This is a genomic window from Hanstruepera neustonica (assembly GCF_002895005.1).
GTDB lineage: Bacteria > Bacteroidota > Bacteroidia > Flavobacteriales > Flavobacteriaceae > Hanstruepera > Hanstruepera neustonica.
The window spans coordinates 725,986-745,775 of the sequence record NZ_POWF01000001.1 but is presented as its reverse complement, the minus strand read 5'-3'; the positions used below and the strand labels follow the sequence as shown (position 1 = coordinate 745,775).

At 36.2% G+C, this 19,790-nt stretch carries 20 protein-coding genes; 7 read left to right on the top strand and 13 right to left on the bottom strand.

From position 1 onward, the window contains the following. The first annotated feature begins 18 nt into the window (after window positions 1-18). Both C1T31_RS03330 and C1T31_RS03325 read left to right on the top strand, forming a co-directional pair. Entirely contained in the window at window positions 19-711 is a 693-nt protein-coding gene (locus C1T31_RS03330) for a glycosyltransferase family 2 protein (protein WP_103051030.1), read from the top strand. Next, window positions 708-2,210 (top strand): cellulose synthase family protein, encoded by a 1,503-nt coding sequence (locus C1T31_RS03325; protein WP_103051029.1) that lies wholly within the window; start codon window positions 708-710, stop codon window positions 2,208-2,210. Before C1T31_RS03330 ends, C1T31_RS03325 begins: the two co-directional genes overlap by 4 nt. 69 nt (window positions 2,211-2,279) lie before the next feature. Here the strand turns inward: C1T31_RS03325 and C1T31_RS03320 are convergent, their stop codons facing one another. Both C1T31_RS03320 and C1T31_RS03315 read right to left on the bottom strand, forming a co-directional pair. Further along, entirely contained in the window at window positions 2,280-4,550 is a 2,271-nt protein-coding gene (locus tag C1T31_RS03320) for a DEAD/DEAH box helicase (protein ID WP_243398887.1), read from the bottom strand. 44 nt (window positions 4,551-4,594) lie between these two features. Next, complete coding sequence (locus tag C1T31_RS03315; protein WP_103051027.1) at window positions 4,595-5,278, bottom strand: hypothetical protein; 684 nt, start codon at window positions 5,276-5,278, stop codon at window positions 4,595-4,597. Between the two features lie 421 nt (window positions 5,279-5,699). Here C1T31_RS03315 and C1T31_RS03310 point away from each other — a divergent pair, with 421 nt between their 5' ends. Both C1T31_RS03310 and C1T31_RS03305 read left to right on the top strand, forming a co-directional pair. Then, a complete protein-coding gene (locus C1T31_RS03310; protein ID WP_103051026.1) occupies window positions 5,700-7,169 on the top strand; it encodes a mannosyltransferase in 1,470 nt (489 codons plus the stop codon). Further along, entirely contained in the window at window positions 7,159-7,983 is an 825-nt protein-coding gene (locus C1T31_RS03305; RefSeq protein ID WP_243398886.1) for an alpha/beta hydrolase, read from the top strand. Before C1T31_RS03310 ends, C1T31_RS03305 begins: the two co-directional genes overlap by 11 nt. Here the strand turns inward: C1T31_RS03305 and C1T31_RS03300 are convergent, their stop codons facing one another. From C1T31_RS03300 to C1T31_RS03270, 7 genes are read right to left on the bottom strand one after another with little or no spacing between them, the layout of a single operon-like run. Then, complete coding sequence (locus tag C1T31_RS03300; RefSeq protein WP_103051024.1) at window positions 7,984-8,763, bottom strand: RMD1 family protein; 780 nt, start codon at window positions 8,761-8,763, stop codon at window positions 7,984-7,986. A gap of 4 nt (window positions 8,764-8,767) precedes the next feature. After that, window positions 8,768-9,181, bottom strand: coding sequence for a VOC family protein (locus C1T31_RS03295; RefSeq protein ID WP_103051023.1), 414 nt, complete (start codon window positions 9,179-9,181; stop codon window positions 8,768-8,770). A 10-nt stretch (window positions 9,182-9,191) separates the two neighbouring features. Then, window positions 9,192-9,422 (bottom strand): hypothetical protein, encoded by a 231-nt coding sequence (locus C1T31_RS03290; RefSeq protein WP_103051022.1) that lies wholly within the window; start codon window positions 9,420-9,422, stop codon window positions 9,192-9,194. A 12-nt stretch (window positions 9,423-9,434) separates the two neighbouring features. Beyond that, window positions 9,435-9,773, bottom strand: coding sequence for a hypothetical protein (locus C1T31_RS03285; protein WP_103051021.1), 339 nt, complete (start codon window positions 9,771-9,773; stop codon window positions 9,435-9,437). Between the two features lie 2 nt (window positions 9,774-9,775). Continuing rightward, on the bottom strand, window positions 9,776-10,750 hold the full coding sequence (locus C1T31_RS03280) for a deoxyhypusine synthase family protein (RefSeq protein WP_103051020.1): 975 nt from the start codon (window positions 10,748-10,750) through the stop codon (window positions 9,776-9,778). After that, window positions 10,740-11,681, bottom strand: a complete 942-nt coding sequence (gene speB / locus C1T31_RS03275) for an agmatinase (protein ID WP_103051019.1) — start codon at window positions 11,679-11,681, stop codon at window positions 10,740-10,742. The genes C1T31_RS03280 and speB overlap by 11 nt, the downstream gene beginning before the upstream one ends. After that, entirely contained in the window at window positions 11,674-13,071 is a 1,398-nt protein-coding gene (locus tag C1T31_RS03270; RefSeq protein WP_103051018.1) for a type III PLP-dependent enzyme domain-containing protein, read from the bottom strand. Before C1T31_RS03270 ends, speB begins: the two co-directional genes overlap by 8 nt. Window positions 13,072-13,547: 476 nt before the next feature. Between C1T31_RS03270 and C1T31_RS03265 the strand changes: the two genes are divergently transcribed. Genes C1T31_RS03265 through C1T31_RS03255 form a run of 3 tightly spaced genes read left to right on the top strand, consistent with a single transcriptional unit; the run spans window position 13,548 to window position 15,882 of the window. Then, complete coding sequence (locus C1T31_RS03265; protein WP_103051017.1) at window positions 13,548-14,039, top strand: carboxypeptidase-like regulatory domain-containing protein; 492 nt, start codon at window positions 13,548-13,550, stop codon at window positions 14,037-14,039. Between the two features lie 13 nt (window positions 14,040-14,052). Continuing rightward, window positions 14,053-15,066, top strand: coding sequence for a transglutaminase domain-containing protein (locus C1T31_RS03260; protein WP_103051016.1), 1,014 nt, complete (start codon window positions 14,053-14,055; stop codon window positions 15,064-15,066). A 39-nt stretch (window positions 15,067-15,105) separates the two neighbouring features. Then, window positions 15,106-15,882: a hypothetical protein gene (locus C1T31_RS03255; RefSeq protein ID WP_103051015.1), complete on the top strand. Its 777-nt coding sequence runs from the start codon at window positions 15,106-15,108 to the stop codon at window positions 15,880-15,882. Between the two features lie 76 nt (window positions 15,883-15,958). Here the strand turns inward: C1T31_RS03255 and C1T31_RS03250 are convergent, their stop codons facing one another. The 4 genes from C1T31_RS03250 to C1T31_RS03235 are packed head-to-tail and all read right to left on the bottom strand — an operon-like array spanning window position 15,959 to window position 19,765. Then, the gene (locus C1T31_RS03250; protein WP_103051014.1) at window positions 15,959-16,834 is read right to left on the bottom strand and encodes a pseudouridine synthase; all 876 of its coding nucleotides are present in this window, start codon (window positions 16,832-16,834) and stop codon (window positions 15,959-15,961) included. Between the two features lie 46 nt (window positions 16,835-16,880). Further along, window positions 16,881-17,864, bottom strand: coding sequence for a glycosyltransferase (locus C1T31_RS03245; protein WP_103051013.1), 984 nt, complete (start codon window positions 17,862-17,864; stop codon window positions 16,881-16,883). Window positions 17,865-17,918: 54 nt separating this feature from the next. Continuing rightward, a complete protein-coding gene (locus tag C1T31_RS03240) occupies window positions 17,919-18,821 on the bottom strand; it encodes a geranylgeranylglycerol-phosphate geranylgeranyltransferase (protein ID WP_103051012.1) in 903 nt (300 codons plus the stop codon). A gap of 11 nt (window positions 18,822-18,832) precedes the next feature. Continuing rightward, entirely contained in the window at window positions 18,833-19,765 is a 933-nt protein-coding gene (locus tag C1T31_RS03235) for a mevalonate kinase family protein (protein WP_103051011.1), read from the bottom strand. Window positions 19,766-19,790: the final 25 nt, after the last annotated feature.

Below are 19,790 nucleotides of genomic sequence, written 5' to 3'. Positions count from 1 at the left end.
CATCAGCAAAAAATTTTCATGCCCAGTATTTCTGTCATCATTCCGGCATTCAATGAAGCCGACGCCATCACACAGGTCATTAAGGATATTCCTGATACTGTGCATGAAGTGATTGTAGTCAGCAACGGCTCTACCGATAATACAGAGATCAACGCCAAACGAGCTGGTGCTACGGTTTTAACAGAACCACAAAAAGGCTATGGCCATGCCTGTTTAAAAGGTATGGATTATCTAGCAAAGCAACCCTCCCAACCAGACATTGTGGTGTTTTTGGATGGCGATTACTCCGATTATCCCCAAGAACTCACCAAACTCATCCAACCCATCACCGAAAACAACATCGATTTTGTAATAGGTGCGCGCAACAAACGACTACGAGAAAAGGGTTCTATGACAGGCCCGCAGATTTTTGGCAATTGGTTAGCAACAACCCTCATGCGCATCCTGTTTGGAGCAACCTATACCGACTTGGGCCCTTTCCGAGCCATTAAGTACGACAAGCTGTTGGCTTTAAACATGGTAGACAAAACCTATGGCTGGACGGTAGAAATGCAATTAAAAGCCCTAAAACACAAGCTAACCTATACCGAAATTCCAGTGCGCTACCGCAACCGAATTGGCGTGTCCAAAGTATCAGGCACGGTGAAAGGGGCTGTTATGGCAGGTATTAAAATATTGGGTTGGATTTTTAAATACGGATTCACAAAATGATTTGGGAAGGCATCGTCATAAGCATTTACACCTTGGCTATTTTAGTCATTTTTGCCTATGCCTTGGCACAGCTAAACCTGCTCACCAATTATTTACGAGCTTCCAAAAAAACAGACCAAGCACCACAATTCGATTTAGCCAATCCTAACGAAGTGCCATTAGTCACCATCCAACTACCAGTGTACAACGAGCTCTATGTCATGGAGCGTCTGCTCAACAACATCGCTCAAATAGCATATCCAAAAGAAAAACTGGAAATACAGGTACTGGACGACTCCACCGACGAATCCTTGGAAACCACTAGGCAACTGGTTAAACAATTACAGGCAACCGGTTTGGATATAAAACACATCACACGCTCCAACCGTAACGGGTTTAAAGCTGGCGCACTCAAGGAAGGTTTGAAAACCGCTAAAGGTGAATTCATCGCCATTTTTGATGCCGATTTCCTACCCAAACCCAACTGGCTACAACAGACCATTCCCTATTTTAAGAATAGCCAAATTGGTGTGGTACAAACCCGTTGGGGACACCTCAATCGCGATTACTCCCTGCTCACCAAAGTGCAGGCCTTTGCATTGGATGCTCATTTCACCTTGGAACAAACCGGCCGAAACAGCCAAGGGCACTTTATAAACTTCAACGGAACCGCAGGCGTCTGGCGAAAGACCTGCATTCTGGATGCCGGCAATTGGCAAGCCGATACCCTCACCGAAGATCTGGACTTAAGCTACCGCGCCCAATTAAAGAACTGGAAATTCAAATACTTGGAACATGTTGAAACACCAGCCGAACTGCCTGTAGCCATCAGTGCAGCCAAATCGCAACAGTTCCGATGGAACAAAGGCGGTGCCGAAAACTTCCAAAAAACCATATTCAATGTATTAAAAAGCAAACAGCTATCCCCAAAAACCAAAATACATAGTCTATTTCACTTGCTCAACAGCACCCTATTTTTAAATGTGCTGATTGTGGCCATATTGAGCATCCCCATACTATATATCAAAAACCAGCACCCAAGCCTCAAACCCTATTTCAGTGTTATGAGTGTTTTCGTGTTAAGTTCCATGATTTTCTTTGCCTGCTATTGGGTAGTCTACCGGCGTATCTATGGAAACACGCTGAAGGATTTCATAAAATACATAGGGATGTTCTTCACCTTTTTCTCGGTGGCTATGGGCTTTTCCTTGCACAATACCATAGCGGTTCTGGAAGGCCATTTAGGTAAGCGTAGCGAGTTTATACGGACGCCTAAATTCAATATCAATACGGTGCAAGATTCTTATAAAAACAACAAATACCTTAAAAACAACAAATACCTTAAAAACACGGTCTCATTTCAAGTGGTTTTAGAAGGCCTGCTTATGGGCTACTTTGCCTTTGGTATGTACTCGGCTTTTGTGGTAGGCTCTGGTGATTTTGGACTCTTCCCCTTTCACCTGATGTTGTTTTTAGGCTTTGGGTATGTGTTTTTAAAGTCGGTGTTTACAAGGGTTTGATAAATAAAATGTAGTGGCTTACGAAAACACAACCTCACTATGCTTTGCATCTATTTTTGTTGCAGTTTATTATTCATTTTGTATTCTAATAAATCTTTCAATTGATTCTCTTTCTTCTTTAGATACTTCAAAAATTGACTTTTTAAAAATGATTTCCTCAGCATTAATGGAAAGGATATGTTTTTCTAATTTTTCAATGTCCTCAAATGACATTCCGTACCGTAGCATCCAAATATGTCTTTCATTATCAGTCCCATATTTAATAAACTTGGCAATCTTTTCAGCACGTGGGTCATCTGCTTTTTGATAATATTTTATAAATGAAGTATAAAAAACATCTGTTAATTTGAAACTAATTAGCTTGTCGATAAAGTCATATGTATCTGTCATTATGAGATCATAATCCACATCTATTGCTCTTGTCCCTTGTGGAAAAAGACTGTAGACATTATGGTTTTTATCTGGAATAGGGTGGTAGCCTGTGATGAAGTTTGCTGTTATTTGGCTGGTATTTCTTCCAAGCCTCTCTATGTTCGCTCTCTCATTGGTTTTGCTTGCATGCGAGTAACGAAACCAACAAATGTTTTTAAAAGTCTTCCCGTGGACTTTCCAAAGCATAATTTTAATTGCTGTATCCAACACATTACCTTCTCCATCACCTAGTGGTCGATTTAAATAGATAGCATACAATAATCGAAAATAGGAGTAGAGTTCCAACCTATTTCTCAAGTCTTGGTTTAACGTACTCAAGGATACGATTTGATTATTATCAAAAACTGTATCAAGAATTTTTCTAATTACTTCTTCCGTTGATTCAGATGTTAGTTTCTCTATGTCTTTTTCAGATAAGTTGAATTCATCAGAGTAAGTGTCATTTAATATTGCCTCTTTAAAATCGTTGTAATCATCATCTTTCAGTTCAGACTTTTCAAGAGAAGATTCTTCATCCAATATCTCATCTTGTTCAATAACACTTCTAAATGCGGCCATTTTTGAGGGTGAATTTATAATGACGTAGCCAAAATCAAATTCATTCAAAGTGGTTGATCTTCCTGCACGCCCAATAAGATTTTTTACTGATAGAGGTTTGCTTCTTTCTAATCTATCTAGGAAAACAATATCAAACGGCATATTTACTCCTTGTTCCAATGTTGATGTTGCAAAGCAAATTTTGCATAGACCGTCTTGAGTAAACTTTTCAAGAATCAACCTTGTTTGAAGAGGCAAGGATCCATGGTGTATTACTATACCCCTTTTTAGCAAAGCTAATAATTGAGAGTAATAATTTTTATTTGCTATCGTGTCTCCACCTGTATATTCTTTTAATTGGTCAATGTAGGAATCGATTTTTTCACCCTCAATTTCAGTACATAAGTTGATATATCTGTCAAATTGATTAAGGAACCCTTTATTGTATATCTTGCTTTTAGAAACATAAAAAAGCACAGAACCATTACTTCTTATTGTTCTTTCAATTGGGTCAAAGTTGCATTTTTCTTTATTATTACCCATTATTGACTTTTCAATGCCGAAATGATAGAAATTCCAATCATCATCTGAACAGAGATATAATTGTCCTACATTCTTTTGCTTGAACTGTATTGACTTTGATGAATCTAATTGAAAGTGATTCTTCTTTATTTGAGAATCAGGATTTGCAACAAATGGATGTGCAAAGACAAATTTTGCGTCCGGAAATGCTTTTTGAGCCCTTCTTACGATACTGTCAAAATATAACCCTCGTTTTGAGTCTTCATTACTCAATTGGGCTTCATCAAATAGAAATGTGTTTACTCGATATTGCTCTTTAAATTTAAACAACTCTCTGCATCTTTCTGGTGTAACTATGAATATACTCCGTTCTGTATGCTTGGTATTAATTTTGTCAATAAATGTTAAAATGTTAACAGCCTTATTATCAATTAGATTATTGAGTTTGTGATAGTACTCATTAATAAGTGCTCTAGAAGGTACTACAATGACAATATCATTTGTACTTTCCTGAATAAGATTCATAAAAACATATGACTTCCCTGTACTCGTTGGTGCTGAAAAACTAAAACATTTATTCGATTCAATTTCACTAATTATACTGGCTTGTACAGGTGTATATGTATGCTGAAAATTTTCAATAATATGCATTCTATACTGCCGGAATAAAACTTCCTTTAGTGATTGAGGCTCAACATCTTTGTAAAATACTCCCATGTAGTTTAAAACTCTTTCCTGATGAACTTTGAATTCTTCAAGTTTATAAAGTTTTAAATATGAAAGAATTTCCATGTCAGTTGTAGACACGGGCCCATTCTTATAAATTCGGTCCAAGACAAAAGAGACCAAATCTCCAATATTCTCGTTATTAATTATTTTTCTTATTGCATTATTCATACGTTAACTGCAATACAGATTATTTCTTGATGTTTTTTGAGAATATTGTAATGAGTGTTTCTTTTAATTCCGTTTACAATATTTATTGTTGATGTCAACTTACTAGCAAAGGATGCTATAAATCCTTTTTTTCCATCCGAGTGATTATTAAGTGAATCTTCACAACAGAATTCCTTTATTTCTTTAATGTCAGACACATCTTGTTTTATCCTTTCAAACCTTTCAATTTGTTCAAAAGCTGAACCATATGCATTTTGATTTGATTTAAATTTGGCCTCACCGAACAAGATTACTTTATCCAAGTTCTTGGAGAAAAAATCAAACCCATCATTTCCAACCGCCTTACTCTTTATAATCTCTGCTAGTGGGATGTCTAAATATTTCAATTCATTTATTACTGCTAATCTAGATAATTCAGAAACTACAAGTTCACCTGTATCACTTGTGATTTTATCATCTGATTGTTTAATTATGTTGGCCGCTATATAATTGATTGTTTCGTCTGCTCTGACTTGAAAATAATCTTGTATGTACTTTTTATCAAAATCGCTAATCCAAGCCTTGTCAGACAATGATTCAAAAACATCTCTAAGTGTTAATTTAAAATCAGTTGGCTCAATCCTGATGAATAATATATGTGGTTCAATCTGAATTCGGTCTATGACTCGGTATGCACTCATTTATTCTTTTAATTGCCACAACTACTAGATAAACACAATGGCTTTTATTCCCAAATCTAATCATTTTCAAACTCACATCCTATACGTACTTATACGTAATCATTATCGTACAAAATTAAGGTCATAGCCCCAGCTCCAATTAGGTTCACCCGTGTTTAAGCCATAGGTAAGCCCTAGTTAAGCCCTAGTTAAGCCCTATCAAAGGCGTATCAACAGCATATCAGGGGCATATCAGGGGCAGCAATCACACACCGTTCAATAAACAGCTTTCCAAAGTTAGGGTTATAGCATGGTTATAGTATGGTTATAGCGTGCTTATGGCGTGGTTATAGCGTGGTTATAGCGTGCTAGATTTATAAAAAACCGCAGTCAGGTGCAGGGTTCAGCCCGTTTTCAGGCAATTATAGGTTATATTTAGCCCATGCAAAACAAATGGGCTATCAAACAAAACACCTGGCTTGGGGGTTATATACTGGCATCCATAATTCTATATAGCCTGTTTGCCTATACATTACAGCGTACCCAAAGCCTAAAATTAGTCCTGCTGTACGCTGGGTTGTTTTGGGCATTTTATAGGTTGGTAGCCTTATTAAAAAACCACGCAAAATGGCTCACAGGCTTGGCATTTGGCTTTCGGGCACTGTTTATTTTGGCAATCCCCAACCTCTCACAAGACTTTTACCGCTTTATCTGGGATGGTCGCATGCTACTGGAAGGGTTTAATCCCTACCTCTACACACCACAAGGCCTGTTGGACCAAGGTTTGTTACCAGTAGCACAAACCCAAGAACTCATTAATGGCATGGGCAGTTTGAGTGCTGGGCACTTTACCAACTACCCACCTTTAAACCAACTCTGCTTTGTCATGGCGGGTCTGTTGGCAGGTAAAAGTATGATCGGTTCAGCCATCGTGTTACGCCTCATTATAATTTTGGCAGATTTAGGTACTCTGGTTTATGGTAAAAAGTTGCTAAAGGCATGTAACCTACCAACACATCATATCTATTGGTATCTCCTCAATCCGTTTATTATTATAGAACTCACAGGCAATTTACATTTTGAGGGCGTCATGGTCTTTTTTCTGGTAAGGAGTCTCTATCTGCTACACAAAAACCAATGGCAATGGGCAGCCATACTATTCGCCTGTTCGATATCGGTCAAGTTAATTCCCTTGTTGTTCTTGCCTTTATTATACAATTGGTTTATGCCCTCAAGACCTCTCGACTCCGCTCGAGGTGACAACACAGACAAAAACACCCTTTTCCTGTCAGGTCGAGCATTATCGAGTTCAAAATATATTTTGAACGAAGATACTTTGCATAGTAAGTCGAGACCTAATAGTTTTCTTAAACTAGTCATTTTTTACATAATAGTTTTTGCGTTAACACTAGTATCATTCCTACCCTTCTACAACCCACAATTCCTAACCAACTACACCGAGACCATTGCCTTATGGTTTCAAAACTTCGAGTTTAATGCCAGTGTGTATTACCTCCTCCGTGAAATAGGCTTTTGGGTATCGGGTTACAACCAAATCGCCCTCATTGGAAAGGTGCTTGCCATAGCGGTTCTTGGCTGGGTACTTTACCTAACCTTCGCTAGAAAAAACAACAGCATGCCACAACTCATTTTAAGTATGCTTTGGGCATTGGCAGGCTATCTGGCTTTGGCTACCACGGTACATCCTTGGTATCTCACAACCTTGCTCATGCTGTCAGTTTTCACTCAATGCAAATTCCCATTGGCTTGGAGCTTCATGATTGTGTTAAGCTATCTGGCATACAGCCAAAACGACTACCAAGAAAACCTCTGGATCATCGCATTTGAATATGTGGTGGTTTTTATAGTATTTTTGTGGGACTTAAAAACAAATAAGGCACTTGACAATTAATTTTCCAAAGCTCTTTAGAAGACTCCTGCGCATCATCGCCACCCTGGTGTTGTTGTATATCCTGTCTTTGGTATTTATGTACTTTAAACAGGAACGCTTCTTTTTCAATCCCAAGCATTTGGACAAAAACTATGTCTACACCTTTGAACAAGACTTTGAAGAACTGGACATTCCCGTGACAGAAGACGTCAATCTCAATGCTTTGTTGTTTAAAACAGAACAGCCTTCCAAAGGTGTCATTGTATACTACCATGGTAACGCAGGAGCCATACACGAATGGGGCATGCGCGCACCATTGTATTTGGATAACGGTTATGATATCCTGTTTTTTGATTACCGTAATTATGGAAAAAGTGATGGTGAGTATTGCAACACTCAAGACCTACTAAACGACTCAGAAAAGGTCTACGAGTTTGTAAAACAACGCTATAATGAAGACCAGATTATCATATTGGGCTATTCGTTAGGCTCTGGACTAGCTACCTATGTGGCTTCTAGAAATAAACCCAAGATGCTCATATTAAATGCCCCTTATTACTCTTGGAAAATACTCATCACAGAAGAAATTGCACCGCCGATTCCCGAGTTTTTAATCAAGTATGATATTCCAACCTACGAGTTTATTAAATCGGTTACCTGCCCTATAAACATTTACTACGGCACTCGTGACTTTTTAATCCATCCGGATACCAACGCTAAAAAGTTGCAACAAATTCAGCCTAACAACATTAGCTTACATCCTATTCGTGAAGGTGGTCACAACGGTTTGCACATTACGAAACAATACTACGACGAGCTAAAGAAAATTCTGTAGTTAAAAGAACAGTTTAGCAATAAACAGGTCCACAACCTCAACCAAAATAAGGATGATGATAATCCACTCCAGCTTACTGCTTTCCTTGTGGTCCATAATATCCTTGAACAGTTCCAGGTTCTCTTTGATAATATCAATTCTATCATGAATAAGATGATAACGATCCTTAAGATCGAATGTTTGTTTAAGGTCCAGATTCAGTTTGTTCAACTGTTCATCTTCCCAGGTAATATCAGGTGAATCAAAAATATAGAGGTTCTCGGAAATCTTGTTTTTGATGTTCAATATCTTACCAATGAAGCGCTTAAGTTTATTACCCGAAATATCCAGTTTCCCCTTTTTCTCCAAAAATAAGGTATGCTCATTGGTTTCAATTAACAGGTTTTCGGTAATCTCGGAATAGTTATTCAACGCCACCGATTGTGAGGCATTTAGCATTACCAACCGCACCATCTCGGAACTCAATGTTGGCAGAATCACCTTTTCAAAGGTAACTTTAAGGGTGTTTGGAACAATTTCCACTTGGATATCTTCAGCATGCTTTTCTGATATGGCATTGCGAAAGAATGGCTTAATATCTTGTAGCACCAAATCAATTTCTTGGGACGACATGTTAAAAAAACTAACCATCCCATAATGGAAAATATACAGAAATTGATCGTCGGACTTTTTGAAGTACAACTCATCACTATCCTGAAAGAGCAATTGCCAAGGCAGTTGCTCCTTACACTGTTTAATATTGATGGTGTCTGCTACTTGATAAGCGACAACGTGATACATGTTTTTAGGTTTTGAACGCTTCGTTTGGTTTTTTAAAGCTTTTAAATTCTAGCATGTAACCATTCGGGTCCTGAATAAAAAATGATGAATGCTGACCCATTTTACCTTCCAAAAAGGTGGCTTTGGTAACCAATTCCAAACCTGCGTCCTTAAGATTATTATAAATTTTCTTCCAAGCGATACTGTCGACAATAACACCAAAATGAAAAGACGGTAAAATATGTCCTTCGAACACATAATTGGGGTTATTAAAATCAAACTTACCTGCTTTGGTAAATGTTATTTGGTGACCAAATAAATTAATATCTACCCAACTTTGTGTGTGCCTTCCCAAAGAAGCCCCTATGCTATCAACATAGAAACTTTTGGTGTCCTTAATGCTACGGCATGGTAGGGACATATGAAATGATGTATCCATAATGACTGAATTATACAGGTTTTAAACTTTCAACTCTATAAATCACCAAGTCTTCGTCATCATCCTCGTAAACTTCCACAAACGTAATACGGAATTCCTGGTCCCTTAAACTTTTATCATTTTTTAAATCGAATTGCTTTAAAACGCGAGGATGCACCTCTTCAAAAACCAATTCATCTCCATTTTCAAACCAAAACGTGTAATACCCGTTTTTGTAAGACTTAAAAACAGCTGTTCTCATGACTACACTAAATTAATCTTCGTCGTCCTCCTCTTCATTAGCCATGTCATCCTCAACATCCAACTCTGGATCTTGAACTGCTTCTGGATCATCATCATCAAAGTCTTCATAATCATCTTCATCATAATTTTCCATAGTTACAGCTAACTTGGTACTCACTTTTACCAAATATTTGGTGTCGCTGGTTGTTACCTCAACAGCATCAACAATTTCATTATTGGCATTCCTAAATGAAATAATTTGTTCGTCATCATAGCCATCTGGGTATTTTTCAACCAATAAGGCCAAGATTTCGGGAGTTAGTTTTTTAAAGTCAACAATGACACGTTTTAGATTGTCTCTTTTGTTCATAATTACATATCTAATAAGTAGGCAAAAATTAGCGGTGCTACAATAGTGGCATCACTCTCTATTATAAATTTTGGTGTGTTAATATCTAATTTACCCCAGGTTATCTTTTCGTTGGGAACAGCTCCGGAATAGGATCCATAACTAGTTGTTGAATCACTGATTTGACAGAAGTAACTCCAGAAAGGTGTATCAGAACGTTCCATATCCTGATACAACATCGGCACCACACAAATTGGGAAATCACCAGCAATACCACCTCCTATTTGAAAGAACCCAATACCTTTTTCAGAATTATCAGTGTACCAATCGGCTAAAAATGTCATATACTCAATACCCGATTTCATGGTACTGGCCTTTAATTCGCCTTTCAAAACATAGCTTGCAAAAATATTCCCCATAGTACTGTCTTCCCAACCCGGGCAAACAATGGGCAGATTTTTTTCAGCTGCTGCATACATCCAAGAATTTTTCAAATCTATTTCATAGTATTCTTCTAAAACTCCTGAAAGCAACATTTTATACATAAACTCATGCGGTAAATAGCGCTCGCCTTTATCTTCGGCTTCTTTCCAAATATTGAAAATATGTTTTTGTAGTCTTCTAAAGGCTTCTTCTTCTGGAATACAGGTATCGGTTACACGATTTAAGCCTTTCTCCAACAAATCCCATTCTTCCTGTGGTGTTAAATCACGGTAATTAGGCACACGTTTATAATGCGAATGTGCTACCAGGTTCATGATATCTTCTTCGAGATTAGCCCCTGTACAAGACACGATATGCACTTTATCTTGGCGAATCATTTCGGCAAAAATCTTACCTAATTCGGCTGTACTCATAGCACCAGCCAAGGACACCAACATTTTAGCACCAGAATTCAATTGATCTTCATAAGCCTTGGCTGCATCAACCAAAGCCGCTGCATTAAAATGTAAGTAATACTTTTCTATAAATTGTGATATGTGTCCTTTAGTTGCCATCCTCGTCATTAAATTTAGAAAATTTATTAATACCTATTTTAGATTCATTAAAATTATTGTCAAAATCATCATCCACCTCATCAAGCATAAACTTATAAGACAGCATTTTATAATATAATTTAGCCGCTAAAAAGTCTGATGATTTTTCTTTTGGATTAGGACACAATTCCACAATATCAAACCCAACCACGTTTTTTTCTTCAAATACTTGTCTTAAAAATTCCATGGTTTCATACCATAATAAACCACCCGGTTCTGGTGTTCCCGTACTCGGCATGATAGACGGATCGAAAGCATCTAAATCAATGGTAATAAAAACATTATCAGTCATTAAATCGATAGCGGAATCCATCCAGTTATCATCTACCGCCATATCATGAGCGAAGAAGGTTTTATCCTCATCCATAACCGTTGTTTCAATGATATCCATACTGCGAATGCCAACTTGAATCAAGTTGGTTGTCTGGCTAGCTTCGTAAACAGCACAGGCATGATTGCATTTACTACCATGGTATTCTTTACGCAAATCGGCATGCGCGTCCAATTGCAATACCGTCAGATTATCATAACATTCATTGAATGCTCTAATGGTTCCGATGGAAATCGAGTGTTCACCTCCAAAAATGGTTACGAACTTATTCTTTTTGATATATTTTTTTGTGATATCATGAACGGCATCTACCATACTTTCAGGAGATTCGTTTTCTGTAACTGGATCAGCCAGATAAACGCCCTGTTTGTAAACCTCTGTTCGGGTTTCAATATCATATAGTTCCATATTTTCAGAAGCATTTAAAAAAGCTTCAGGACCTTTATCAGCTCCTTTTTGCCAAGTACTCGTACCATCGTAAGGCACTGGAATCAGTACAATTTTTGAATTGTCTAATTTGGAATATTGGTCTTCTATTCCGGCATACGTTTTATTACTCATTGTAACCTAAAATTTTAAGTAAGTCTTCACTTTTTTGTTGTTCACTAAATAGTTTTGTGCTGATGTTTCCATCAGCATCTTTATTAATTAAAATATGCTTTGGCGATGGAATCAAACAGTGCTGCAGGCCTCCAAATCCGCCAATAGTTTCCTGATAAGCTCCTGTGTTGAAGAAGCCTATGTATAATGGTTTTTCCTTATTGTATTTTGGTAAATAAATAGCGTTCATGTGCTGCTCGCTATTGTAATAATCATCACTGTCGCAGGTTAAACCACCTAAAAGCACACGCTCATAACTGTCATACCAACGGTTGATGGGTAGCATGATAAATCGCTTGTTAATAGCCCAAGTATCTGGCAACGTTGTGATGAAAGATGAATTGATCATATTCCATTTCTCACGATCGTTTTGTTGTTTCTGATACAACACCTCATAAATGGCACCACCACTTTCTCCAACGGTAAAACTACCGAATTCGGTAAAGATGTTTGGCACAGCGACCTCCTCGATTTCGCAAGCTAATTTGATTTGATTGATAATTTCATCAACCATATACTCATAATCAAATTCAAATGCCAATGAATTTTTAATAGGGAATCCACCACCAATGTTCAAGCTATCCAGGGTCGGACAGATCTTTTTTAAGCTGGTGTACACCTTTAAACATTTGGATAATTCATTCCAGTAATAAGCGTTATCCCGAATTCCCGTATTGATAAAAAAGTGTAACATTTTAAGTTCAACTTTTTTATTATTTTGAATTTGATTCTTATAAAAAGGCACAATGTTTTTATAACCTATTCCCAGACGCGATGTATAAAATTCAAATTTGGGTTCTTCTTCAGATGCAATACGAATACCAACATTAAACTTGCCCTTAATCTCTTCAGAAAGTAAATCGATTTCTTCATAGTTATCAATAATTGGAATAGCGTTTTTATGTCCGTTATTGATCAGTCTCGCAATGTTGGTAACATATTGTGAACGCTTAAAACCATTGCTAATAACATACGTTTTATCGGTAATCTTACCTTCCGCTTTTAGATTTTCAACAATATCAATATCAAAAGCCGATGACGTTTCAATATGAATATCATTCTTTAAGGCTTCATCCAGAACATGTTTAAAGTGCGAACTTTTAGTACAGTAACAATAGTTGTATTTGCCTTTGTACTTATGTTTTTTTATGGCATCACCAAACCATTTTTTAGCGCGATTGATGTTATTGGATATTTGTGGCAAATAGGTGAACTTCAAAGGTACGCCATATTGCTCCACCAATTCCATTAAATCAATATCATGGAATTGCAGTGTTTTGTTTTCAAGTTTAAATTCATCTTGAGGAAAATCAAATGTTTGATTTACCAGATCTATGTATTTAGTATTCATTAATTCTCTATTTGAAATTTAAAGGTAAAACCGAAAATATTCTTCGGTATTAAGATATCATTAAATATCAATAAATCAAACTTGAATTTGAGGATGGGTCGTAGGGATAAAACCAAACAAATGTTGGCTCATTACGATGTAGAAAGCGGAAGTTAGCTCTAAAATTCGGTTGCTCAATCGATAAGCTGCTTTTGAATATGACTTCCTAATTTTCAAAAGCCCGAACGTATAAACAGGGTTCAATTTGTTCAGCTAAATATGCTGCAAATGTAATTTTTTTTTTAACACAGCACACATTTTCAGTTTTTTTTTAAAATTATTTTGAAGTCCTGAAATTCAGTATCTTTTCACCTAATTAATCCAATGATGTTTTTACTCATTGAAACGCTCTTTTCACTCAAATAATGAACGTCCTACCTCAATGTCATTATATTATTTAGGTAATTAGCAATAGATTTGAGTAAAAATCACAAGTTATGAAAACAACAAAAACAATGACAACAGGAACTCAAGAACAAAAAAAGGTTCAAACAGAGCAACAATCAGCCTTAAAAAAACAGTATCACTGGCCATTTGATTTGAATACCAAATCCGTAAAAAAAATAATTAGCTCTTTTATTTTGGTGATGCTGGCATTCAGTTTTTCGAATTCCATGCAAGCACAAAACAACAATGGATTAACTATCAATGGTATTGTCAGTGACGAAAATGGACCAGTAGACCAAGTAACCATAACACTAAAAGGTACGGAAACCAGAACTATTTCCGATAAGAAGGGTATGTTTACATTTCCTGAAGCACTAAAGGAAAATGATGTATTGGTTTTTAGTCATCTGGGCTATCATCCACAGGAAGTTACGATTAACAAAGATGCACCTTTTGTAAAGGTTCAATTAGACTCTGAAACCATTGAAATTTTAGGAGCCTTACATAGCAACAAACCTTACAAAAGCAAACGCAAAAAATAGAATAATCATTTCTATGAAGCAATTCTTATATACAAGTCTTATTTTAATAGCGTGCCAAATCCAAGCCCAGCAATCTGATTTTAGTCATATTGACTTCCAGAAAGCGGACAGCTTGGCTTTGGCATATCAGGGTGCAGACTTGTATGATTTGCAGGAATTGTCCAATAAGTTAACAACAGGTTTAACAACCGATGCCGAACGTTTCAGAGCCATTTATTATTGGGTATGCACTAATATAAAAAATGACTACAGTCAATACTCAAAGAACAAGCGTAAGCGTCAACGGTTTCAATCAGACAGCCTGAAAACTCAAAACTGGAACAGTGAGTTAAAAAAGGATGTGTTCCGAAAACTTATAAAACATAAAAAGACTATTTGCACAGGTTACGCCTATATGGTTCAAGAACTGGCTTCATTGGCAAACATTCCTTGTGAGATTGTACATGGCTATGGAAAAACAAGCACCAATCTGATAAGTGACCGCGACGCTCCAAACCACACCTGGAATGCTGTAAAGCTAGACGGCAAATGGTATTTGTGCGACCCAACTTGGGCCAGTGGCATACAGAATCCTGAAACCGGTAATTTTATCTTTCAATATAACGATGGCTATTTTCTATCAAACCCAACACTATTTGCCATTAATCATTATCCAAAAGATACCAAATGGCTGTTATTGGATGACAAAGCGCCAACCTTTAATGAATTTTTAGAAGCACCCATTGTTTATGGTAATGCCTACAAAAGCCTTGAAACGCACAATAAACCCAAAATGTTTCATAACACCATAAAGAAGCATGAAACCATTGCGTTTTCTTACACGTTAAAAAAGCCTGTTTCCAATAATTCCATTCGATTACTAATTGACAACGGTACTAACAACAGGCAGGTAACACCGAAAAACATCCAAATCACAGACCAAAAACTCACTCTAGAACACCAATTTAATAACACTGGGTTTTATGATGTCCATCTGATGATTGGTGAGGAATATATTTCTACCTATACGTTTGAGGTGAAGGGATGAACAAATAACTAGACTTATTATAGAAATGACATAAAAATTATGAAAAACATACTTACGATTTTATTTATAATTTGCATTCAACAAGTTTATGCATGTGTATGCCGAACTGTTCCTTTAATCGACAGAATTGAAAGTTCGGATTTTATTGCAAAAGCAAAAATTCTTAAAGTAACTGCAGATGATGAAAATAATAGTTTTCATAACATTGAGATTGAAATTATTGACATTTTCAAAGGAGAAAATTTATCCAAATTAAAAATTTATAGTGCACTTAACAGTAGTTGTGGTTTTTTTACACCCGAAAACACTACTTGGTTAATTTTTGCAAAAAAAGATGAAAATGGAATACTTAGCTTTGGATATTGTTCTGGTGCCAAACAAATTGATAGAAAATTTAATTCTGATAGATATCCAAATGCCCAAAAAGGATATTCGAGATCAATTGAACAGAAAATAGAATTATTAGAGTTTATTAAACAAAAAAATATAGATCCAAAAAATGAATTTAAATTACAAATTACCGCAACAAATGGCTGTTTGAAGGAATTCAGAGGGATTGAAGTTAAGAATGAACCTTTCGCATTATATGAATTGACAATAAATAATGATTTGTCAATAAAAAATATTAAACCATTAAAAGAATTTGATAATAGTAAGTTAAAGTCCGACCTTCTTAAATGTATTAGTAAAAGTATAAAAGTTCATAGAAAAAATAAACAAATCGAGATTGAAAGGCAAACGAAAATTATTTTTGCTCTTTATTATTACCCTTCTGGAGAAGATTATGAAAGCTTCATTGGAAAATTTAATCTATAAAATTTCCTTAATTCTGAAAATCAATCCATTATAAAAGCTAAATGAACTTCTATTTACTTACACGTTAATCTATAAACTACAACATCCTCAAAGTATTAACCTCTTGCTCGGTCAAATGTTTCCAGTGACCACGTGGGATATCTTTTTTGGTTAAATGGCCAATAGCCACACAGTCAATTTTAATGATATCATACTTAAAATGATCAAAAATAGTCCGGATAATGGTGTTTCCAGTGTTTTTGATTTTGAGTCCAATTTGATTTTTACTTTGACCGTCAATGTAGCTAATCTCTTCAACAGCTATCAATTTACCATCTATTTTAAAACCTTCTTGAATGCTTTTAAGGTCTTCAAATTTCAAGTTTTTATCCAACTCCACCTGAAACAAACGTGATACACCATTTTTTGAATTGGTGAATTTTTTAACCACAGTTTCATCATTGGTAAACAATAATAAGCCTGTAGAGTTTCGTCCCAATCGCCCAATTGGTTTTATTCTGGCATTGGTGGCATTGGCTACCAAATCCATAACGGTTCTGCCTTTACCTTCACTGGTAGTCGTCGCAAAACCCTTCGGTTTATTCAACAATACATAGGCCTTTTTCTCTGGGTTTATGCGTCTGCCGTCATAACGAACATCGTCATCAATCTTTACCTTGTAACCCATTTCGGTAACCACTTGGCCATTAACCGTTACCAAACCAATGGCAATGTGCTCATCGGCTTCACGACGTGAGCAAATACCTGAATTGGCTATGTATTTATTTAATCGAATGTTATCAGAATCTTCTGCTTTTTGCGGAGTACTTTTCTTTTTCATGGGCGCATTGCCACGAGCCAAGCTTTTACCACTTGCATTCCCACTATCTCTACCAGACCTAAAATCTTGATTATGTCTTTGTCCTCTTCCTGAAGGTCGCTTTTTGCCACCTGTTCCTTGCTTTCTGCTCATTATAAAGTAATTTGCTTGCAAAGATAAGCAAAGTATTGCCTATTAATTATTTAAATTCAGGAACAATATTTTCTGAAGGAATATATTCTGGCATCTTGTCATTTAAATTCTCCCCAGAAATCACTTTGTGATATAGTTTTAGGTATGATTCCGTCATCACTTTAGAATTAAAATATTTTAAGGCATACTCATGACAACGTTTTGGATTATAGTCAAATGTTTTGACAGCCTCAACCAATTCATCTACACTATTGGCTGTAACGCCAACTTCTGGTGTAATCAGTTCCGCTAATGATCCGTTTTTTGTTCCAAAAACAGCACAGCCTGCATACATACTTTCAGTAATGGCAATACCAAAAGGTTCATGCCAAACTACGGGAAACAATAGAGCTTTAGATTGTTCTGCTATTTTCATTTTCACATCATTTTCAACCATTCCATGGAAAATGAGTTTTGGGCTCAACATATACTTGAAACCTCTTTTAAAGTTTGGATAGGTCCATCTCTCACCACCCATAACATGAAGTTTATTCCCTGACTTTAGAGCTATTTTTGCAGCACCAAACAGGTTTTTAATCTTCCATGATGCTTTTGCCAGAAAATGCACATCTTTTCTTGGCATGTCTAAATTGGGTTTGGGGTAATCATTCCAGTCAATGCCATTATAAACAAAGCTTTCAGACCCATAACGTTTAGCATGATTTCTGGAAACAAACACCATATTTATATGATTAGGAGCCCCAGGAGCTGGATTACCTTCCATAGTAAATAAACTGGGCTTGTCTAAATGTTCCAATGTATTGAATAAATGAACGACATCAACCGCTTCAGGTATTTGTTCTTGTAATGATTTATTGGCATCGTAAAATATAACTTCTGCAAAATCACTTTTAGAACCTTCCTTTGCAAGAAAATAGACCTTATGCCCCATTTTTGAAAGTTCCTTTCCTAGTCCCCAAATAATACGTTCCGTGCCACCATACTTTTTTACAGGAAGTAAAGCGGTTTTGTCTTCAATAAGTATATTCATAAAATATTTTAATACTAAACGAAAATAATTAATAGATTTTAAAATGACGATTCATTACAGATGTTTTAGTATCAAATTGGTATCAATCAATGGAATTGATGCAACGCCTGCTATAATGATAAACTTCAAAATGTTATGGAGTGCCAAATAGTGCGTCTTGTTATTTGACTTCCAGAGCAAAAACTGAAAAACTACCAATAAAATCACACTCAAATAGAAGAAATAAGACATTCTTCCAACCTGAAATTTATAGATAAGTAAAAATGCAGGGATCAGTGTAAGAGCTCCAAGAATGGCCAACATGGTTTTTGAAACGCGTTCACCATAGACTACTGGAATAGTATGATAGTTTTGAACCAAATCACCTGTTATATTTTCAAGATCTTTGGTCAATTCCCGCATCGAAATAATTAAAAACAAAAACATCGCATGCACGAAAATGACCGTTTCGAAATTTTTGTAATAAATGAAGATGATAAAAAATGGCGTAATGGTTAAAATAGCCGATGTTAAATTACCTACGAAAGGCATTTTTTTAAGCTTGTGCGAATAAAACCAAATGGCAAAAATATAAGCCGAAAAGAATATTACTGCTCGAAACGACACATAACTTGCCAGTATAACCGCTATAAAATTCAGTACAAAATAGAATGACAATTTAGTGTTTTGACTCACCAATCGATCTAGCATGGACTTTTGCGGCCTATTAATTAAATCCTTCTCGGAATCATAAAAATTGTTGATAATATATCCTGCTGCTACCGTAGCTGCTGATGCCAAAACCAACATAAAGAGATTTAAATCCAGTAGCACGGATCGCAACGGCTTGTTATGTGCCAGAATAAACACAGCTGCTAGATATTGTGCTACAATAATGATGAGAATGTTGTATCCTCTCACGACAGAAAACATACTAAAAAACTTTAGTAGAATGTGTTTTTGTCTACGAGATAACATGTTGGGAAGTTTTAGAAGTTATATACAACCTCTAATTTATAATCTTTCAGGGATTCTTTGGCCTTTTCGATGTTTTCAGTAAACCCTAAAATGTAACCGCCACCACCAGAGCCGCAAAGTTTCAAGTAATACTCATTGGTCTCGATACCTTTCTTCCAAAGCTCATGAAACTGTTTAGGAATCATGGGCTTGAAATGGTTGAGAACCACTTTAGACAATTGTTTGGTGTTTTTAAATAGAGATTTCACATCGCCTTTCAAAAAGTCGTCTACACAAGCATCCGTATGCTTAATAAATTGGTCCTTTAGCATACTGCGGAAACCTTCCTGTTTCATATTCTCCATGAAAATACTGACCATAGGAGCGGTTTCACCAACCACACCACTATCCAATAAAAAGACAGCACCTTTGCCATCCAATTTCTGCGATGGAATACCAGTTGCCTCAATATTATCTTTGGAATTGATTAAAATCGGAATACTTAAATAACTATTCAAAGGATCTAATCCTGAAGATTTTCCATGAAAAAAAGATTCCATTTCAGAAAAAATGGCTTTCAGCTTTAGTAATTTTTCTCGTGTTAAATTTTCAAGAACCGTAATCTTATCTTGAGCATATTTATCATAAATAGCAGCAACCAAAGCGCCACTACTACCCACACCATATCCTTGAGGAATGGATGAATCAAAATACATCCCTTTGGCCAGATCACTTCGTAAGGCTTTTAAGTCAAACTTAACCAAGTTGCTATCATCCAGTGTTTCCAAGTAATCGGCAAAGCGGGTTAAATTGGCATTTGATTTTTTGGCTTGTTCAGTATCCTTGTTGGAGACCTTTAAAGCGCCATTATAAAAGTTATATGGAATCGATAATCCTTTGGAATCCTTGATGATTCCATACTCACCAAAAAGTAGAATTTTTGAATAAAAGAGCGGTCCTTTCATAATTTAGAGCAATTACTTTATCAAA